The organism is Nocardioides litoris, assembly GCF_006346315.1.
Classification (GTDB): Bacteria; Actinomycetota; Actinomycetes; order Propionibacteriales; family Nocardioidaceae; genus Nocardioides; species Nocardioides litoris.
On sequence record NZ_VDMR01000008.1, the window covers coordinates 116,714 to 135,590 of the forward strand.

The following is an 18,877-nucleotide window of genomic DNA, read 5'->3' on the forward strand; positions in this document are numbered from 1 at the left end:
GTCCGTGGGCGAATGCCGGAACTGTTCACCGGCCCACCCGGATTCTTTACCTTCGGGGGTGTGGTGCCTGGGGGAACACCGCGCCGAGCCAGGTCCCGAACTGGGCGTCCTGCGGTCGCCGGCCGAGCTTGGTCATCTCCGTCGAGACCGCCCGCAGCAGGTCGACCATGTCGATGCCCGCGACCGGCGCCGAGGCCTCCGGGTCCTCGGCGCGGGCCGCCGCGGTGAAGGCGGCCGTGAGCGCGGCGTTGCGGATCGAGCCGCCGGTCAGGTCGAACTGCTCGGCCACGAACCCGAGGTCGAGGTCGAGGCGCGGCGCCCGGCCCAGGGCCCGGTCCCAGATGCGCTCGCGCTCCTCGGCACTCGGCACGGGGAAGTGCACGGTGACGTGGATGCGGCGCAGGAAGGCCTGGTCGATGTTGCCCTGGAAGTTGGACGTCAGGACGACCACGCCGTCGTACGTCTCGAGGCGCTGGAGGAGGTAGGAGACCTCCATGTTGGCGTAGCGGTCCTTGGAGTCCTCGACCTTGGAGCGGCTGCCGAACAGCGAGTCGGCCTCGTCGAAGAGCAGCAGGTAGTTGCCGGTGTGGGCGGCGGAGAAGATCTCCTCGAGGTTCTTCTCCGTCTCACCGATGTACTTGCTCACCAGGGCCGAGAGGTCGACGCGGAACATGTCCATGCCCAGCTCGTGGGCGATGACCTCGGCGCTGGTCGTCTTGCCCGTGCCCGAGGGCCCCGAGAACAGCGCGACGACGCCGGGGGAGGGGTAGAGCGAGAGACCCCAGTCGTCGTGGACGCGGCTGCGCTGGCGGTAGCGGTCGATGAGTGCGCGGAGCTGACGTTCCTGGCTCTCGGGGAGGACCAGGTCGTCCCAGCCCACCTTCGGCACGATGCGGGTCGCGTGCTTGAGGAGGGTGCCGGTGGTGACGCGACGCAGTCTGGCCTCGGCGCCCTGCACGTTGTCCGCTACGGAGGCGACTGCGCGCAGCTGCGAGGCGGTCGGAACCCGCGCAGGCACCGGGGCTTCGGGAAAGACCGCACGCCACTCCGCCGACGCGACCTCCGCCGGCTCGGCGGCCAGCTCGATGTACGGGCGTCGGGGGAGCGCGCCGACGTCGAGCGGGCGTTCGGAGAGGAGGCCCCACGCGAGGTGGTCGGCCCGCTCGACCCAGTGACGGGTTGCCGGGTCGGGGGTGGCGGGCACGTCGAGCACGACACCCACCCCGAGCACGGTGGCTTGGCGCACGAGCACGCGCCACGAGCGATCGTCTGCCGGCGGCCGGGTGATCAGGAACGCCGTCGGTGCGAGGGCCGCGAGGGCGCGCTGCTGGCGCCGGACGGCGTCCGAGCCGTGGACGAGCACGAGGTCGGCCGTCCCGATCGTGTCGGGCGGCAGTGCGACCAGCTCGGTGCCGAGGGACAGCTCGGGATCCAACGAGAGGTCGTCACGCAGCGCCCAGGCCACGCGCCGCGGCACCGTCACCTGGGTGTGCCGGAACGTGTTGGCCGCGACGAGCTCGACCAGGCCGGCCGAGCGGAGCCTGGCGTCGTCGGCGAGGACGTCGACCGCTTCCGGACCGAGCTCGCGCTCGACATCCGCGAGGGTCAGGAGCACGTCGCGGTCCGACTCCTGGTCCCAGGCGGCGCAGAGGGCGAGGACGCGCTGCTCGAGCGGAGTGAGGCCTGCCGACGCTGCGACGGCGTCGAACGGCGAGTCGGTGTCGGCCGGGGCGTCCGTCACGGCCTCAGTTGGTCTTCAACCACTTCGCCCGCTCCTTGAGCATCGCGTAGTAGTCCTCGGGCGAGGCCCCGTCGAGCACCGCCGCCTCGCGGCTGGCCGCCTTGATGGACTTCTTCACAGAACGCGCCTTCTTGCCCGACGAGCCCAGCGAGAAGCGGGTGGCCGAGAACGTCTTGATGATCGTCTTCCTGCCCTCGACCAAGCCGCGCTCCAAGGCCTCGGCCATCATCTCCTTTCGCCAGCCGCCGTCGGCCTCGGCCCAGGCCATGGCCCCCTTGTCCCCACCGCGGGCCTCCAGCCCGATCAGTAGTCGCCTGGCGCACTGGCTGGCTGTCTGGCCGAGCTCGCTGGACTTGAGCTCGCTGAGGTAGCGCTCGAAGTCCTGGGCGCTCTTGCCGCCCTTGAAGTTTTCGCTGACGTCGCGGTCGACGTTGTCGATGACCGTGATCGCCGTCGACCAGGGATCGTAGATCCAGTTGCCGATGTTGCCTCCGAGCACGCGGTCGGCGTTACCCAGGAAGAGGTCGATCGCGGTGAGCCGGCCCAGGCCCTCCATGTGCTTGTAGTCACTGAGGAGGGCGCGGAACCTGTTCTCCTGGGGCTTCATCTGGTCAGGGTCGGCCGACTTCGCGGTCTTGATCCCGGTGTCGGCTCCCGCGTAGTTCTGGGCCACCAAGTTCGACCCGTCGCCAATGTTGTTCTGGTGGTAGAACTGAGCGACCTCGATGTCGGAGAATTCGTCGAGCGATGCGTCCGCAGGTCGGCCGAGGGCCATGTTGACCTGGTCACGTCCGCCGTTGTCGGCCCGCATCTCCGCGCCCAGCTTGGCCCAGGCCTTCTTGTCGAGCTTGCCACCGCCCTTGGACAGGATCAGGCTCGATACCTTCTGCGCCTCCTCGGCGCTCAGCTTGCGTTGGCGGACGGACTTGACCCCGCCCATGCCTTCGAGAGCGACGCCGGACAGGTTGGCCAGTCCGGTCTCCTTGTTCTCGTCCTTGATGACGAGACGGTCACCGGAAGTGTCGTCGAGGAAGAAGACGGCCTGGCCGGAGCCGACCACACCGACGCTCTTGGTCTTGTCGAACTCCAGCTTGCCCCCGAACGCCCACCGGTGCAGCCGCCTCGCGCCTCCCCCCTGCTGCTGGGTGTGCGCGATCTCGTGCGCCAGCACCTTCTCGCCGGCCGGGGTGTCGGGCCTGAACTCACCGGCACCGAAGAAGATGTCCTTGCCGGTGGTGAAGGCACGGGCCGAGACCGAGCGGTTGAGGGTGGCCGCCTCGCCGTCGGTGTGCACGCGGACGTCGGCCAGCGACCGGCCGAAGCCCGACTCCATGCGCTGGCGCACGCCGTCGGGCAGGGCCGACCCGCTGCCGCGCCTGGCCTCGATGCGCGAGGTCAGACCGTCGGAGATCTCGCCGCCGGCGTACCCGACCTCGGGGGCGCCGGAGGTGCTGGGGGCGGCCGTGCGGGCGATGCCGTGGCAGCCGTCGTGCACGTGCGTCTCGCCGGCCTCGCCGCCCTGCAGGCGGGAGATGACCTGGTCGGCGACGCGGTCGGCCTCGACCTCGGCACGGTCGTCGGCGGCACCGACGACCAGGGGCGCCGCGGTGCGGCGCACGGGAGCAGGGGTGCTGGCGTGCTCGACCTCGAGGTCGCCGTCAGCCGACTGGTGGTGCGCGTAGGCACGTCGGGACATGGGGGGAGGCTAGGTCCGATCCGGGCGCACGTCACGCGTTTCGGCCACGATGCGCCGGTGGGCGTGCAAAACTCCCGGCGTGTTCATCGCGAACGTCGACGCTGGTCTAGAGCGGATGGTGCGTGAGCGCCTGCCGCTCCCCGAGGACATCGGCGACGTCGTCTTCGACGCCCCCACCTCGACGTGGTCGGCGCAGCTGTCGCGGATCACCGTCAGCATGTTCCTGTACGACGTGCGCCGCAGCACCCAGCCGTCGCGCTCGGCGACCGTGCGGGTCGACGGCGACGGACGGGGCCTGCGCCGGCGGCCGCAGCCGATGGTCGAGCTCGCCTACCTGGTCAGCGCCTGGGCGGGCAGCCCGCGCGACGAGCACCAGCTCCTCGGCGACCTGGTCAGCATGGTCAGCGGCACCGACACGGTCCCGCCGGAGATGTTCGTGACCGCGCCGACGACCTCGGTGACCCTCGCGACCGGCGACGACCGCAACCTGGGGCGCGAGCTGTGGAGCGGCATCGGCGGCGGCCTCAAGGCCTCGGTCAGCCTCGTCGCGACCGTCGGGGCCGACGCCTTCGACTGGCAGGAGCAGGCGCCGCCGGTCGAGCGCATCGCGGCCATGGCCGACCGGATGACCCCCGACGACCCGCGGCGCCTCGGCGCCGGGGGTCGGTGACCCCGGTGGCGACGACGGTCCTGCGACGTCGGGTGGCCGCGGTGGCGGTGGTGGTCGGGCTCGTCCCGTCCCTCGGTGGCTGTGGCCTGTTCGGCGGTGACGACGGCGAGGAGGGCGTGCAGAGCATCGAGCCCGGCCAGTGCTTCCAGGTGCCGTCGGAGGTCAAGGAGCAGCTCGCCGACCTCGACGAGGTGCCGTGCGACGAGCCCCACGACCGGGAGGCGTTCGCGGTCATCGGCTACGAGCCGCCCGACGACGAGACCGACGCCGACGTCTTCCCCGGCGACGACACGCTCACCAGGTACGCCGACGGGCGGTGCGCGTCGGCCTTCGGCGACTACACCGGCACGCCGTACCTCGACTCCGACCTGTACTTCACCTACCTGCTGCCCTCGCCCCGCTCGTGGCAGTCCGGCGACCGCGACGTCGTCTGCTTCGCCTTCGACCCCGGGCGGCGCCTCGACCGCTCGGTGCGCGACCCCGACGCCGACGCCGAGTCCTGACCGACCGGCACCCAGACCCGCACCCAGACCCGTACCGAGGGAGAGACCGTGCCCAACCCCGTCGTCACCGGAGCCATGGCCATGTGCAGCTTCGGGATCGCGCCCTCGACCCTGAACTTCCTGCCGACCTCGCGCGTGATGATCGAGGGACGCCCCGTCGGCACGATCCCCGACATCGCACCCGGCCTGAACGTGCCCCCGTTCGGGATGTGCACGAGCCTGTCCAACCCCCAGGTCGCGGCCGCGACCACCGCGGCGCTGGGCGTGCTGACGCCGATGCCCTGCGTGCCCGTCATCGCGGGTCCGTGGAAGCCGGGCACGCCCCGCACGACCGCCGGGGGCAAGCCGGTGCTCGCCGCCGGCTCCACCTGCAACTGCGCCTGGGGCGGCGTCGTGAGCATCACCATGCCGGGCGCGATGCGCACCCAGGTCAACTGACGGGTCCGGGTCCTCAGCCGGCCCGTCGGGCCAGCGGCCGACGCCACGCCGGGTCGGCCCAGGCGAACCCGCCGGGCACCACCAGGTCGCCCGCGACGAGACGGCGCAGCGCGGTCGCGAGCTCCGGCGCGCAGCCGCCCGCTCCCCGGCCCACGGGCCCGACCTCGGCGAGGCGCAGCAGCAGCTCAACGGTGCGCAGCCACTGCTCGGAGCCCTCGACGTGGCGCACGACCGCCCAGGGGTGCGCCCGTCGCCAGGCCTGCAGCTCCGGCAGGTCGGCGACGTCGGGCCGGTCGCCGACCAGGGCGAGCTGGTGGTGGCGGTCGGGGTGGCGGGCCGGGAGCCGTGCGTCGAGCACCCGTCGTACGGCGTCCGCCGCGGTCGGGCGGTGGCGTCCGGGCCGGCGCTCGGCCGCGGCGCGCAGCGCGGCGTAGGCCCGTAGCGGGCCGTGACCGGCCTCGGCGACCGGGTCGCCCGCCACGAGGCCGGCAGGCGCGTGGTGGCGGGTGCCGCGGGTGCTGCCGGCCGGGACGGTGGACACGGCGACCAGACGCAGGTCGCGGGCGACCACGACGCCGACGACGTCGGAGACGTGGGCGACCAGGGCGGGGGAGGTCGCGAAGCGGAAGGTGCCCAGGCCGTGCGGGCGCACGCCGTGCGCCTCCCAGGCCCGCGCGACGGTGCTGTGGCCGACGCCGAGGTGGGCGCCGAGGCTGCGGGCGCTCCAGTGGGTCAGGCCCAGGGCGCGCGGGGGAGGCACGACCGTGGCCGCGGCGATGGCGGCGTCGTCGACGGGGCGCGCCGGCGGGCGCACACGGTCGACGAGACCGGCGAGCCCCTCGAGGTCGTAGCGCCGGGACCACGTGTGCACGGTCTGCCGGCTCACGCCCAGCGCCCCGGCCACCTGCGCCGGCCCGAAGCCCTGGCCGGCGAGCAGCACGGCCCGCGCGCGCAGGCCGAGCGCCGACGGCGTGGCCGCCCAGGCGGAGAGCTGGGGCACGTCACCGGGCCGGGGGCGCGCCCGACCGCCGCGCCGGTGGGCCGCCGCCGGCAGGGCACCGAGGCCCCACGCGTCGGACAGCGACGGGTCCGGGGCCGAGAAGTCCCTCACGCCTGCAGTCTGCCCGCTCGGACGTCCCTCGGGGTGGGAAACGTCAAGACGTCCTGGGACGAGACCCTGGTCAATCGGGACCAATGCCGACAAAGGCCCTCCGGGGGACCCCGCCCAGGTAAACGATCTCCTCGCCTGCTGGTCATGCCTGACCAGACCACTGCCGGTCATCCCGACCGGCCGTCCCATCGTGAGCGGAGACACCATGCCCACCTACACCGCACCGGGTGTGTACGTCGAAGAGGTCCCCTCCTCGCAGAAGATCCTCTCGGCCGCACCCACCGCCGTGGCTGCGTTCGTCGGCTTCACCGAGCTGGCCCCCACCGACGACCCCAACGACCCCCAAGGCCTGGCTCCGCGCCTGGTCACCAGCTGGACCCAGTTCGAGAGCCTGTACGGCGGCTTCGCGCCCGGCTGCATGCTCCCGCTGTCGGTCTACGGCTACTTCGCCAACGGCGGCTCGATCGCCTACATCTGCCGCGTCCCCAACACCGAGCCGGCCGGCGAGCCCTCGCGCCTGGCGCTGCCCGCCGCCGACCGCGCCCTCGGCCTGCCGGTCGCCGTGACCAGCATCGAGCCCGACGCCGCGATCACCGTCGCCATCACCACCGACGACCCGGGCGACAGCGACGACGACGGCCCCTCGACGTTCACCATGACCATCCTCGAGGGCGGCGACCCGGTCGAGACCTTCTCCGGCCTCGGCTTCGCCAAGGGCGAGAACAACGTCGCCACCAAGGTCAACGCCACCTCGACCAAGGTCAAGGTCGAGCTCGACCTCGCCGAGGACGCCGACGTGGAGAACCAGCTCGAGCTGGTCAAGCCCGGCTTCTACGACCTCGAGAAGGCCGCCCCGGTCGCCGTGCCCGTCAACGGCCGCAAGTTCGCCGGCTCCGAGTCCGCCCGCGCCGGCATCGGCGGCCTGGCCGTGGCCGAGGACGTCACCATGGTCGTCGTCCCCGACCTCGTCACCGCCGCCACCAGCGAGGACGGCAGCATCGACCTCGGCCTGTGGAAGGCCGTCCAGACCGCCCTGATCTCCCACTGCGAGCAGAACGGCAACCGGATGGCGGTCCTCGACGCGCCTCCCGGCATGAACCCCCAGCAGATCAAGGAGTGGCGCAGCGAGGTCGCGATGTACGACTCCGCGTACGCCGCGCTGTACTACCCCTGGATCAAGGTCGAGAACCCGATCGGCACCAACGGCGACAGCGAGATCCTGATGCCGCCGTCCGGCCACATCGCCGGCGTGTGGGCCCGCACCGACGACACCCGCGGCGTGTGGAAGGCCCCGGCCAACGACACCATGCGCGGCGTCCTCGACATCGAGCGCGCGGTCACCCAGAACGAGCAGTCCCTGCTCAACCCGATCGGCATCAACTGCATCCGCCCGTTCGGCACCCGCGGCATCCGCATCTGGGGTGCGCGCACCCTGGCCTCGGACACCGACTGGAGCTACATCAACGTCCGTCGTCTGTTCAACATGGTCGAGTCGACCATCCTCGAGGGCACCCAGTACGCCGTCTTCGAGCCCAACGACATGGCGCTGTGGGAGGGCGTGAACCGGACCGTCAGCGGCTTCCTGCGCGGCCTGTGGACCGCCGGCGCGCTGTCCGGCCTGTCGGCCGACGAGGCGTTCTACGTCAAGTGCGACGCCGAGACCAACCCGCCGGAGTCGGTCGACGCGGGCATGCTCGTCGTCGAGGTCGGCATCGCGCCGGTCAAGCCCGCCGAGTTCGTCGTGTTCCGCATCAGCCAGAAGAAGCAGGTCGCCGGCTGACCGCCGGAGTCCACTCCCACGCCACCCACCCGTAGACACAGGAAGCAGAGCAGAGCATGCCCAACGAGGCCCTCATCTCGACCGACCCGATCGTCGCCCAGAACTTCTACCTGGAGATCGCCGGCGAGAACATCATCCTGACCGGCGTGTCCGGTCTCGACGTCGAGGCCGACGTCGTCTCCATCCAGCAGGTCGGCAAGACCGGCCGCTCGGAGATGGTCAAGACCCGCGGCAACATCAACAAGGCCGCCGACATCACGATCACCCGGATGGCCCCCATGGACGCCATGTCGGACCCGATCTGGAAGTGGTTCAAGGACATCCGCGACAAGGGCATGGGCGGCACCGCCCGCACCGCCACCCGCAAGGACGGCTCCATCGTCCTGTACGACGGCGCCTACGCCGAGGTCGGCCGCTTCAACTTCTCCAAGGGCTGGCCCAGCAAGATCGCGACCGACGCGGTCAGCACCGACTCCAACGAGGCCGTGAAGGAGACCATCACCCTGGTCATCGAGCGCCTCGACAGGATCAAGTGAGCAGTCTCCGCACCTCGTACGAGTTCACGTTGCCGCGCGGCTACGTGGACGACGACGGCGGCCTCCACCGCAAGGGCACCATGCGGCTCGCAACGGCGCGGGACGAGCTCGCGCCGTTGCGGGACCCCACGGTGCAGGGCCCCGACGACCCCCGGTTGACCATCCTCGTCCTGACGAGGGTGGTCACCGGTCTCGGCACGCTCGACCAGGTCAACTCCCACGTCATCGAGGGCCTCTTCGCCGTCGACCTCGCGTTCCTGCAGGACTTCTACGGGGTCATCAACTTCGGCAACCAGGAGGAGTTCGAGGCCCTCATCGCCGCCCAGGAGGCCACCACGCTGGTGGGCTCCCCGGCGGCCCGGCCCGCGGCGCCCAGCGCGCCCGAGCCGGGGGCCGAGGACGGTGCGCCCGACCAGGGCGGGGACGCCGACGACGCCGGCGACACGGTCGACGACGGTCCCGGCTCCTCGCGGCCGGGCGTGACCGGGCGGGTCTCCTACGGCGCCGGCTGACGGCGATGATGCGTTACCCGAGCGACGCCCTGTGGCAGGAGATCGCCTACCTGGCCTACCACCTGCACTGGCCGCTCGACGAGCTGCTCGACCTCGAGCACATGGACCGGGTCCGGATGGTCCGGGCCGTGGTCTCCCTGAACGAACGAGCCTGGCAGGTGGTCCGTGAGCATGGCCAGTAACAGCGGCGGCGCCGGGGGTGAGTCCGTCGAGCTCCTCGGCGGCGACGTCCCCACCGCCAACCGGTTCCTCTTCGAGCTCGACGGCGTCGAGATCGGCGTCTTCCGCGAGCTGCACGGGCTGCAGGTCACGGTGGCGGTGGAGGAGGTCCGCGAGGGCGGGCAGAACAGCTTCCACCACCGGGTGCCCGGCCGGATGAGCTGGCCCAACCTCGTCTTCAAGCGCGGTGTCACCTCCGGCAACGCCCTGTTCGACTGGCTCTCCAAGAGCTCGGGCGAGGGGTTCGCCACGTCCGGCAACAAGCTGGTCCGCTCCACGGGCGCCGTCACGGCGCTCGACCACCAGGGCACCCGGCTGCGAGCCTGGGAGCTGATCGACGTCTTCCCCGTACGGTGGAAGGGGCCGGACTTCTCCGTCGACAGCCAGGACGCGCTGGAGGAGGAGCTCGAGATCGCCCACCACGGGTTCCGCGCGCAGGACAAGTGAGCACCGAGGCCTACCGACGATGAGCGAGACCAGCGGGCACGACCGCCCCGACCGTCCCGAGCGCCCCGAGCCGTGGCTCGGGGCGACGGTCGTGCGTCGGCTCCGCAAGCCCGGCCCGCCCCTGGGCCGACCCCTCCCGACGCGGGTGGGGTCGATCGCCTCCGCGGTCTCGCGCTTCGCGGCCTCGACGTCACGCCCGGTCGACATCCGCCGCGCCCTGGCCGGTCCCGAGCCGGCCGTGCGCCCGCCGCGGTGGTGGACCGGACCCGAGGAGGTCGACGAGGCGCCCGCCGCGGCCCCGACGTCGACGGCCCGCGCGGCCGCCCCGGCCCCGCTGCGCCGTGCGGCCGTCCCGTGGCTGGCGCCGTCGCGGCCCGTGTCCACCGACGCGCTGCCCGAGCGCAAGCTGCCCCGGGCCGCGCGGTCCGTCCCGCACGAGGACACCTACACACCCGGCGGCATCCTCGGCGGCCTGACCGCCGAGGTCGTGCCCGTACGTCGCCACACCGAGGTGCAGGCCGCGGGCCCGATGCTCAACGCCACCGACCACGCCCGGCTCCGCGCCGCGCAGCGGGTCGCGCCGCTGCCGGTCGAGCCCGCCCCCGTCGTACGCCGCGCGGTGCCGTCGGCACCCGCCCCGGCACCCATCCCGGCACCCATCCCGGCACCCATCCCGGCACCCGCCGCGACACCCGCCCCGGCGTCCGCGTCGCCCGGCCCGTCGACGGCCGTGCCGCCTGCCCCGACCGCTTCCGCGCCCGCGCCGACGACCGGATCGGACGCCGGTCGTGCGGACGCCGTCCGCCGCACCCCGGACCCGGCCGGCCCGGCCTCGTCCGGCCCGACGCCCTCGAGCGCGTCGGGCAGCGCCGCCACGGCGCCTGGCCCGGCGATGCCCCGCAGCGGCCCCTCCGGCGGCTCCGACGACGGACCCGGGGGCCCCGGGGGCCCCGGCCCCTCGGGCGGCGGGGGTGGCGGGGGAGTCCGGGGCTCGTCCGGCCCCGGTCCCGCACCCCGCGGACCCGGCGCCCCGGGGGCACAGGCCCCGTCGTCCGCGGCGATGCCCACGGCTCCTCCGGCAGCCGACGGTCCCACGCCCGCCGGTCGGGCGACCGAGGTCCGCCGCACGCCCGCCGGCCCGGGGGGCGCCGCCGCTCCGAGCGCGGCCCCGGCTGCCCCGATCGCCAGGTCCGGCTCGTCGACGAGCACCGCCTCGGCCCCGAACGCGACCGCTCTCGCGTCCGCACCCGCCGCGGCCCCCGCCGGCGCACCCCCCGCGGCCGCCCCGCCCCGGGCCGGGTGGCGCCTGGGTGGCCAGCCGGTCGGGTCGCGGCTCGTGGCCCGGCGGCTCGCCCTCGGCGCCCGCCCGGGTGCGACCCCGCGCGCGGTGGCGCCGCTGCGCCGCGAGGCCGATGCCGCCCTGTCCGGCAGCGTCCGGGCCTCGGCCCCGGTCGCGGCGGCCGGGCCGTCCCTGATCGCCGCCTCGGCCCCGGCCTCGAGCCCCGCGCTCGCGGCGCGCGCCGGGGCCTCGCGGCGCGACGCCTGGTCGGCGTCCAGCGTCGTGATGCGCCAGGCCGGCCGGACCGCGGGCCTGCCGCTGACCCGCACGCCGGTGACCACGACGACCACCCCGACGGCCACCACGACGGCCACCCCGGCGGCCGCCACGCCCGCCCCCGTCGCGCGCACCTCGGCGTCCACCACGCCCACGACACCCACGACCCCGGTCGCGCCGGTGGCCCGCACGGCCGCTGCGAGTGCCGCTCCCGCCGGGTCCGGAGGCGTCGCCGCCCCGGTCCGGACCGCGCCGAGCGGGGCGACCCCCACCCCGACGTCTCCGTCGTCGACGCCGGGCGTGGGCGGGTCCGCCCGCCCGGCGGCGTCCGGATCGGCGACCCCGCTGGCCCCCGAGCTCCGCGGCACCGACGCCGCGCCCGGGGCGGCCGTCGGCACCACCTCGACCCGGCCCGCACCCGGAGCCGTGCCCGAGGCTGCCGCGACCCCACTGCGCCGGGCCCTCGCCCCCGGGTCCGGCCCGGGTCCCGCGGCCAACCCGTCGGCTGCGCCGTCCACCCCGCACCTTCCGTCCAGTGCGGCTCGGGGCGGCGTCGCCGCCCGGCCCGGGGCCGACCTGGCCCCCGCTGCGCCGCGCCGGCTGCGCCGCGTCTTCGGCGGTGACGAGCAGCTCCGCCCGGCCACCGACCCCACCCGGCTCACGGTCGGCACCGGCGGCGTCACCGCCGTGCCGGCACGCCGCGCAGGCGACACCCCCTCCCGCGGGGCGGTGGCCGGTCCGGCCGCGCTGCGCCGCACCCCGGCCGCCTCGGCGCCGTCCGCCGCCTCGTCGGCAGCCCCGACGACCGCCCCCACCCCGCCCGCCCGGCCGGCTGAGGCATGGGCGCCCGGCACCCCGGCCGCCCCGGGCGCCCCGACAGCGAACCCAGACGCCCCGACCCCGGCCGCCCCGGGCGCGGCGAGCACGCCCCTGCGCCGCACGCCGGCCACGGGCCTCACCAGCCCCACCAGCCCCAGCACGGGCGTCCCGGGCGCCCCGGCGTCGCTCCAGACCCCGGCGGCCGCCCTCCACACCACCGGCCCCGCGTCCGCGCCGCCGGTCGAGGTCGTGCCCGTCGTCGGCCCCCGGATCAGCCGCGTGGTCGGCCCGATCGGCGCGGTCTCCGCGGCCGCCCACCCGATGCCCGAGCTGTACTCGGTGCGTCGCGCACCGGTCCACGGCCTCGAGTCCGGCCGGTCGCTCGCCTCGGCGCTCGCGGCGCCGGAGGAGATCCGTCCCGCCACCAGCGGCGCTGTCGCGTCCGTCGGGGCCGGGGTGCGCAGCGCATCCGCCGCCCGGTCCCGCACCGGCACGAGCAGCACGACCGGCGCGAGCGGCCCGAGCGGCCCGACCGGCACGACCGGCACGGCCGTCCCGGGCGCTGGCCGCCGCGGTGACACCTCGACCGTCCTCCGCTGGGCCCGCCCTGGCGGACCCGTCCGACGCCTCGCCACGACGACCCCGGCCGCGGTGCCCGCCCCGGGCGCTCCGGCCGCCGGGTCCACCCCGGGCCCCGCCCTCGGGGGCCTCGTCACCGCCGGCCCCGCGGGCTCGGCCGCCCGCACCGGGGCCCTGGTGCGCGCCGGCGGGACAGCAGGCGTCCCGGCCCTGCGCTCTGGTCCGGCCGGCGGCCCGCCCGTGCCCGACGTGGCCCGTCCCGGTGGCCGGTCGCCTGTGCCCGGCGGTCCCTCGGTCGCCGACCAGGTCGCGGCCGGCAGCCTGCGCCGGATGACGGTCGCCCCGCCCAGGGTCAGCATCGCCCCCCGCAGCACCGCGACCACGGGAGCCGGCGGCGCCCCGCCCGTGCCCGCCGTCGCCCGCACCACCACGCCCGCGACCCCGGCCGCTGCGCCCGCGGGCGGGTCGCTCGTCGCGGCCACCGCCCACCTCTTCGCCGACGCCGCGGGGTCCGCCCCGGCGTCCGGCGGTTCCACCTCGGCCGCGGCCGGCGTCGTACGCCGCCTGCTCGCCGAGCAGCCCGGCGGTCTGCCGGCACGTCACAGCGAGCTCCCGGGAGGGACCATGGACCCCGCAGCGCACTGGTCGGCCGACCCGCCGGGGAGTGGCGCCATCGTGCGCCGGCTGGCCACCGCACCCGACGATGTCCCCTCCACCTGGGAGCCCGCCACCGCCGCGGGCGGCGAGCCCGCCACGGGCGTGGTCCTGCCGGGCGAGGCCATGGACGCCCTCGTCGACGCCGTCGTCGCGCGGATCGAGGAGCGGGTCATCGACGAGCTCGAGCGGCGCGGTCGGCGCCAGGACTGGGGAGTGATCTGAGATGGCGGAGCTGGAGAAGGCGTTCCTCGAGATCGAGGACGGGGCGCGGGTGCCGTGCCTCTACAACCCCGAGACGCTGAGCGTCGGGCGCAGCAACAACTGGGTGTCCAACCCGATGCCTGGCAAGGGCGTCTCGCAGCTGCGGTACGCCGGCGCGAGCTCGGGCTGGATGCGGCTCGACCTGTTCTTCGACACCACCTCCGACGGCACGGCCGTGACGACCCACACCGGCAAGATCCTGGCCCTGATGGACGTCGACCCCGACCTGCCCGGCAGCGACGAGGCCAGCAACAACGTCCGGCCGCCGACGGTCACCTTCCACTGGGGCGACCTGCACTCGTTCAAGGCGGTCGTGCAGGACCTGCGGCTCACCTTCACCTACTTCTCCTCCAGCGGGGTGCCGCTGCGCGCCCGGATGGCGCTGGAGCTGCGCCAGTACGAGGAGTCCCACGCCTTCGGTCCCCAGAACCCGACCTCCGGCACGCCCAAGCCGCACCGCACCCACCGGGTCCTGCCCGGCGAGACCCTCGACCGCATCAGCGCGCGCTACTACGGCGACAGCACGCGGTGGCGGATGCTGGCCGACGCCAACGGCCTGGAGGACCCGCTCGCGGTCCGCCCCGGCACGGTGATCGACGTGCCGCGGCTGGAGGGCTGATGCCGCCACCGCTCGCCCCGGTCGTCGAGGTCAACGGCCGACCGCTGACGGCCCGCACCAACGACGCCCTGACCTCGTTGCGGATCGACCTCGGGCTCGGTCTGCCCGGCCGGGCCGTGCTGCGGTTCGTCGACACCGGCTACGAGATGGCGACCTCGGCCCTGTTCCCGATCGCCGCCGACGTCGAGGTCAGGGCCGGCGGCACGACGCTGCTGTCGGGCGAGGTGACCGCCATCGCGCTCGAGCAGGGTGACCGTCCCGCGCCCGAGCTCGTCGTCACCGTCGACGACCGGGCCTGCCGGCTCGGGCGCGGCACCCAGAACAAGGCCTTCACCAACCACAGCCACAGCGACCTCGTCTCCAAGATGGCCAGCGCCGCCGGGCTCAGCCTCGGTGGGCAGGACGCCAGCGTGCTGCCGAAGACCCAGCTGCCCTACGTCCTCCAGGCCGGCACCCACCTGGCCATGCTGCAGGAGATCTGCGCGCGGGCCGGGCTGGTCTGGTGGGTGCAGGGCAAGCAGCTCAAGATCGCCGCCGCCGGGGCGGGGTCCGGTACGGCGACGCTGCGCCTCGGCACCCCCGACCTGACCTCGTTCTCGGTCCGCGCGACGGCGACCGGTCCGGAGAAGGTCGAGGTCCGTGGGTGGAACCCCGACCAGCAGGCCGCCATCACCGGCACCTACGAGACCAAGCGGACCAAGGAGTCGGAGTTCGTGGCCTCCGCGGCCGGCCGCAAGGCCGCGACCGGCGTGACGACTGCGGTCGCCCTCGCCGCCGACCGGCCCCTGGACGCCGCGGAGGCCGACACCCTCGCCAAGGCCCGGTTCGCCGAGGCGGCCTCGGCGTCCGTCGTGGCCACCGGCACCGGCGTGGTCGCACCCGCGCTCACCCTGACCACGGCTGTGACGGTCGACAACGCGGGTCCCGCGTCCGGCACCTACCGGCTCAGCCGGATCGAGCACACCTACAACCGTTCCGGGTTCACGACCCGCTTCACCGCCGGTCCGGTGCGTCCGTCCGGCCTGGTCGACCTGCTGGGCGGCTCGCGCCCGAGCGCCGGTCTCGACGTACCGGGCGTGCACCCCGCCGTCGTCAGCGACGTCAAGGACCCCGACAACAAGGGGCGGGTCAAGGTCACCTGGAAGGTCGTCGACGACCTGGTGGAGTCGGCGTGGGGCCGGATCGTCACCCTGGGGGCGGGCAAGTCGCGCGGCATGGTCCTGTTCCCCGAGGTCGGCGACGAGGTGCTGGTGGCCTTCGAGCACGGGGACTCACGCCGCCCGGTCGTCCTCGGCGGCCTCTACTCCACCAAGAACACGCTGCCGAGCGCCGACACCCTCGACCAGGACAAGGTGAAGTTCCGCCGCATCACCTCCCGGCTCGGGCACGTCGTCGAGCTGGCCGACGGGACCTCGCCCGCCGAGCAGCACGTCCTGATCACCCTGGAGGGCAAGAAGGACAAGATCCGGCTCGGCAAGGACCAGGTCGACGTCGTCTCCGACGGCACCCCCATCAAGCTGACCAACGGCCAGGCCTCGATCACCCTGGCCAAGAACGGCGACGTGACGATCGAGGGCAACAACATCGAGCTCAAGGCCAAGTCCGAGATCAAGCTGACGGCCACCAGCAAGGTGACCGTCAAGGGCAACGCCGGCGTCGCCGTCCAGGGCGCGCAGGTGCAGGTCAAGGCCGACGGCGTCGGCTCGGTCGAGGCCAGCGGGCCGCTGACCCTCAAGGGCGCGACGGTGGCGATCAACTGATGACCGAGACCTCCCTGACCAGCGACGACGGGTCCTTCGTCGGCCGCGGCCTCGGCTGGCCGCTCGGCGTCGACCAGACCGGCGCCCTCCGGCTCTCCGACGGCGTCCCCGAGCTCGACCGCTCGATCGAGCTGGTGCTGATGACGGCGCCGGGGGAGCGGCTCATGCGCCCGCAGTTCGGCTGCCGCATCTGGGACCTGCTCTTCGAGCCGGTGACGCCCAACCTGCTCGGCCTGATCAACGAGGCGGTCCGCTCCGCCCTGGCCCAGTGGGAGCCGCGCATCGTCGTCGACGAGGTCGTCAGCCGCCCCGACGACGACCAGTCGGCGCTGGTGCAGATCCACGTCGGCTACCGGGTCCGCGCCACCAACGACCGGCGCAACCTGGTCTACCCCTTCTACGTCATCCCGCACGACGCCGAGTAGGACGCGAGCCATGCCCCTTCCCACCCCCGCCCTCGACGACCGGACGTTCCAGGACATCGTCGACGAGGCCAAGCGGATGATCCCGCGGTTCTGCCCCGAGTGGACCAACCACAACGTCTCCGACCCCGGCGTCGCGCTGATCGAGCTGTTCGCGTGGATGAGCGAGATGGTCCTGTACCGGGTCAACCAGGTGCCGGAGCGGCTCTACACGCACTTCCTCAACATGGTCGGCATCCAGCCGTTCCCGCCGTCGGTCGCCTCGACCAACCTCACGTTCTGGCTCTCCGCGGTGCTCGAGGCCCCGGTCGTCGTGCCGTCGGGCACCGAGGTCATGACGGTCGCCGGCGCCAGCGCGGGCCGCGAGGACCCGGTCGTGTTCAGCACGGTCACCGACCTCGTCATCGCCCCGCCGGTCCTGGAGACGGCCAAGGTGACCACGGTGCTCGAGGGCCGCGTCGAGGACGTGTGGGACGACCTGCGGTTCAGCACCGAGGGGGCCCGCACCTTCGCCTCGTCCACGATGACCGCGGGCGACACCTTCTGCCTCGGGTTCGCCGACTCCCTGGCCGGCATGGTGCTGCGCCTGTCGGTGACGGCCGAGGCCGAGGGCATCGGCGTCGACCCCCGCAACCCGCCCATCGCCTGGGAGGTCTGGAACGGCGAGGGCTGGATCGCCGCCGACGTCTACGAGGACACCACCGGCGGCCTCAACCGCGCCGGCGAGATCGTCCTGCTCGTGCCCGTCGAGCACCAGCCGCTCAGCATCGGCAACCGCACGGCCCACTGGCTGCGGGCCCGGCTGCTGCCCACCGCCAGCGGTCGGCCGACGTACCAGGCCTCGCCGCGGCTGCAGCGCGTCGAGGTCTCCGCGCTCGGCGGCACCGTGCCGGCCGAGCACGCCGAGACGGCCGAGGCCGAGCAGCTCGGCCGCAGCGAGGGCGCGCCGGCCCAGAAGTTCGCCGTCGCCCACGCCCCGGTGCTGCCGCGCCGCGAGGGCGAGACCGTGCGCGTCGTCGACGGCGAGCACGTGCACGAGTGGACCGAGGTCGCCGACTTCTCCGGCTCCGACCACCGCGACCGGCACTACGTGTGGGACAGCTCGACGGGCGAGGTCGTCTTCGGGCCGAGCGTGCGCTACCCCGACGGCTCGGTGCGCCAGCACGGCGCGATCCCGCGCGACGGCGCGTTCGTCGAGGTCACCGGCTACCGCCACGGCGGCGGCTCGCGCGGCAACGTCGGCGCCCGCACCCTGACCCTGCTGCGATCGACCGTCCCCTTCGTCAGCGGCGTGACCAACCTGCGCGCCGCGACCGGCGGCGTGGACGCCGAGACCGTCGCCGAGGCCAAGGTGCGCGGCCCGCTCGCGCTGCGCACCGGCCAGCGCGCGGTCACCGCGGGTGACTACGAGCGCCTCACGCTCGAGGCCTCGCCCCAGGTCGCCCGCGCCCGGTGCCGCTCGGCCCGACGCGGCAACGGCACCGTGCAGCTGCTCGTCGTGCCGCAGGTGCGCGGCGACGTCGGCGGCCACGGCATCGACGACTTCGCCATCTCCGACTCCCTCATGCGCACGATCTCCGACCACCTCGACCGCCACCGCGTCGTCGGCACGTCGGCGGAGGTGACCACGCCCTTCTACCAGGGCGTGTCCGTCGTCGCGCTCGTCCACGGCGCCCCCGGCCGCCCGCAGGGCCTGGTCAAGCAGCGGGCCGTCGACGCCCTCAACCGCTTCATCAACCCCCTCACCGGCGGGCCCGACAGCGCGGGCTGGCCCTTCGACGCCGATCTCAACGTCGCCGGCATCACCCAGCTGCTCGAGTCGGTCGAGGGCGTCGAGCGGGTCGAGGAGGCGCTGCTGTTCGAGTACGACCTGCGCACCGGTCGCCGCCTCGGCGCGGCCAAGGACGTCGTGCGCCTCGACCGCCAGTCGCTGTTCCTCTCCGCCGCCCACCAGGTGGTCGTGCGATGAGCTCGCTGGTCCGCTCCGCGCGCCTGCCGGCCCGGCCGGCACGGCGCGCGCGCCCCGACGACTGGATGCTGCGCCAGCTGCCGGTGCAGATGCTGGCCCACGACTTCTTCGTCCGCTTCGTCTCGATCTTCCAGGAGCTCGGGTCCTCGCTGCTCGACGACGCCGACAACGTCGACCACGCCGTCGACCTCACCGTCGCGCCGGAGAGCTCGATCGCCTGGCTGGGCTCGTGGATCGGGGTGGAGAAGCTCGACAACTCCATGCCGGCCGAGCTGCGACGCCGTATCGTGGCGACCGCTGCGCAGACGCTGGCCACACGCGGCACGGTCCAGGGGCTCCGCGCCTACCTCGAGCTCCTCAGCGGCGGTGCCGCCGAGGTCGAGGACGGCGGCGGGGTGTGGCGGGCGGGGGAGGTCCCGGCCGACACGGCCTGGGTCCGGATGCACGTGGCCTCGACGGGTGCGGTGCCGGAGGACGCGTTCGTGGACATGGTCCGCGACGAGGTCCCGGCCCACGTCCGGGCGCAGCTGTGGGTCGCCGACCGCGTGGTCTGGGACTCCGAGCACGACGACGAGTGGTGAGC

Annotated in this window: 17 protein-coding genes; 14 read left to right on the forward strand and 3 right to left on the reverse strand. The window is 74.2% G+C overall.

What is annotated here, in order from left to right; translation table 11 throughout:
- Positions 1 to 46 precede the first annotated feature (46 nt).
- On the reverse strand, positions 47 to 1,741 hold the full coding sequence (locus FJQ57_RS18475; protein WP_139983179.1) for an ATP-binding protein: 1,695 nt from the start codon (positions 1,739 to 1,741) through the stop codon (positions 47 to 49).
- A 4-nt stretch (positions 1,742 to 1,745) separates the two neighbouring features.
- Positions 1,746 to 3,437 carry an eCIS core domain-containing protein gene (locus FJQ57_RS18480; RefSeq protein ID WP_139983181.1) on the reverse strand — a complete coding sequence of 564 codons (1,692 nt, stop codon included), beginning with the start codon at positions 3,435 to 3,437 and terminating at the stop codon, positions 1,746 to 1,748.
- A gap of 49 nt (positions 3,438 to 3,486) precedes the next feature.
- Between FJQ57_RS18480 and FJQ57_RS18485 the strand changes: the two genes are divergently transcribed.
- From FJQ57_RS18485 to FJQ57_RS18495, 3 genes are read left to right on the forward strand one after another with little or no spacing between them, the layout of a single operon-like run.
- Positions 3,487 to 4,107, forward strand: a complete 621-nt coding sequence (locus tag FJQ57_RS18485; protein WP_139983184.1) for a Pvc16 family protein — start codon at positions 3,487 to 3,489, stop codon at positions 4,105 to 4,107.
- A gap of 5 nt (positions 4,108 to 4,112) precedes the next feature.
- The gene (locus FJQ57_RS18490) at positions 4,113 to 4,610 is read left to right on the forward strand and encodes a septum formation family protein (RefSeq protein WP_170219498.1); all 498 of its coding nucleotides are present in this window, start codon (positions 4,113 to 4,115) and stop codon (positions 4,608 to 4,610) included.
- Positions 4,611 to 4,658: 48 nt separating this feature from the next.
- Positions 4,659 to 5,048 carry a DUF4280 domain-containing protein gene (locus tag FJQ57_RS18495; RefSeq protein WP_139983188.1) on the forward strand — a complete coding sequence of 130 codons (390 nt, stop codon included), beginning with the start codon at positions 4,659 to 4,661 and terminating at the stop codon, positions 5,046 to 5,048.
- A 13-nt stretch (positions 5,049 to 5,061) separates the two neighbouring features.
- Here FJQ57_RS18495 and FJQ57_RS18500 read toward each other — a convergent pair whose 3' ends face one another.
- Positions 5,062 to 6,159 carry a helix-turn-helix domain-containing protein gene (locus FJQ57_RS18500; protein WP_170219499.1) on the reverse strand — a complete coding sequence of 366 codons (1,098 nt, stop codon included), beginning with the start codon at positions 6,157 to 6,159 and terminating at the stop codon, positions 5,062 to 5,064.
- Between the two features lie 205 nt (positions 6,160 to 6,364).
- Between FJQ57_RS18500 and FJQ57_RS18505 the strand changes: the two genes are divergently transcribed.
- The 11 genes from FJQ57_RS18505 to FJQ57_RS18550 are packed head-to-tail and all read left to right on the forward strand — an operon-like array spanning position 6,365 to position 18,875.
- Complete coding sequence (locus tag FJQ57_RS18505; RefSeq protein WP_139983192.1) at positions 6,365 to 7,939, forward strand: phage tail sheath family protein; 1,575 nt, start codon at positions 6,365 to 6,367, stop codon at positions 7,937 to 7,939.
- A gap of 56 nt (positions 7,940 to 7,995) precedes the next feature.
- Complete coding sequence (locus FJQ57_RS18510; RefSeq protein ID WP_139983195.1) at positions 7,996 to 8,475, forward strand: phage tail protein; 480 nt, start codon at positions 7,996 to 7,998, stop codon at positions 8,473 to 8,475.
- Positions 8,472 to 8,987: a hypothetical protein gene (locus tag FJQ57_RS18515; RefSeq protein WP_139983197.1), complete on the forward strand. Its 516-nt coding sequence runs from the start codon at positions 8,472 to 8,474 to the stop codon at positions 8,985 to 8,987. Before FJQ57_RS18510 ends, FJQ57_RS18515 begins: the two co-directional genes overlap by 4 nt.
- 5 nt (positions 8,988 to 8,992) lie before the next feature.
- Positions 8,993 to 9,169 (forward strand): DUF6760 family protein, encoded by a 177-nt coding sequence (locus tag FJQ57_RS22680; protein ID WP_170219495.1) that lies wholly within the window; start codon positions 8,993 to 8,995, stop codon positions 9,167 to 9,169.
- Positions 9,159 to 9,653 (forward strand): phage tail protein, encoded by a 495-nt coding sequence (locus FJQ57_RS18520; RefSeq protein ID WP_139983199.1) that lies wholly within the window; start codon positions 9,159 to 9,161, stop codon positions 9,651 to 9,653. The genes FJQ57_RS22680 and FJQ57_RS18520 overlap by 11 nt, the downstream gene beginning before the upstream one ends.
- A gap of 19 nt (positions 9,654 to 9,672) precedes the next feature.
- Complete coding sequence (locus tag FJQ57_RS18525) at positions 9,673 to 13,485, forward strand: hypothetical protein (RefSeq protein WP_139983201.1); 3,813 nt, start codon at positions 9,673 to 9,675, stop codon at positions 13,483 to 13,485.
- A gap of 1 nt (position 13,486) precedes the next feature.
- Positions 13,487 to 14,143, forward strand: a complete 657-nt coding sequence (locus FJQ57_RS18530) for a CIS tube protein (protein ID WP_139983203.1) — start codon at positions 13,487 to 13,489, stop codon at positions 14,141 to 14,143.
- Complete coding sequence (locus tag FJQ57_RS18535) at positions 14,143 to 15,903, forward strand: phage baseplate assembly protein V (RefSeq protein WP_139983205.1); 1,761 nt, start codon at positions 14,143 to 14,145, stop codon at positions 15,901 to 15,903. The genes FJQ57_RS18530 and FJQ57_RS18535 overlap by 1 nt, the downstream gene beginning before the upstream one ends.
- Positions 15,903 to 16,328 (forward strand): GPW/gp25 family protein, encoded by a 426-nt coding sequence (locus tag FJQ57_RS18540; RefSeq protein WP_139983207.1) that lies wholly within the window; start codon positions 15,903 to 15,905, stop codon positions 16,326 to 16,328. The genes FJQ57_RS18535 and FJQ57_RS18540 overlap by 1 nt, the downstream gene beginning before the upstream one ends.
- Before the next feature lie 10 nt (positions 16,329 to 16,338).
- The gene (locus tag FJQ57_RS18545; protein WP_139983209.1) at positions 16,339 to 18,294 is read left to right on the forward strand and encodes a putative baseplate assembly protein; all 1,956 of its coding nucleotides are present in this window, start codon (positions 16,339 to 16,341) and stop codon (positions 18,292 to 18,294) included.
- Entirely contained in the window at positions 18,291 to 18,875 is a 585-nt protein-coding gene (locus FJQ57_RS18550) for a phage tail protein (RefSeq protein WP_139983211.1), read from the forward strand. Before FJQ57_RS18545 ends, FJQ57_RS18550 begins: the two co-directional genes overlap by 4 nt.
- Positions 18,876 to 18,877 lie beyond the last annotated feature (2 nt).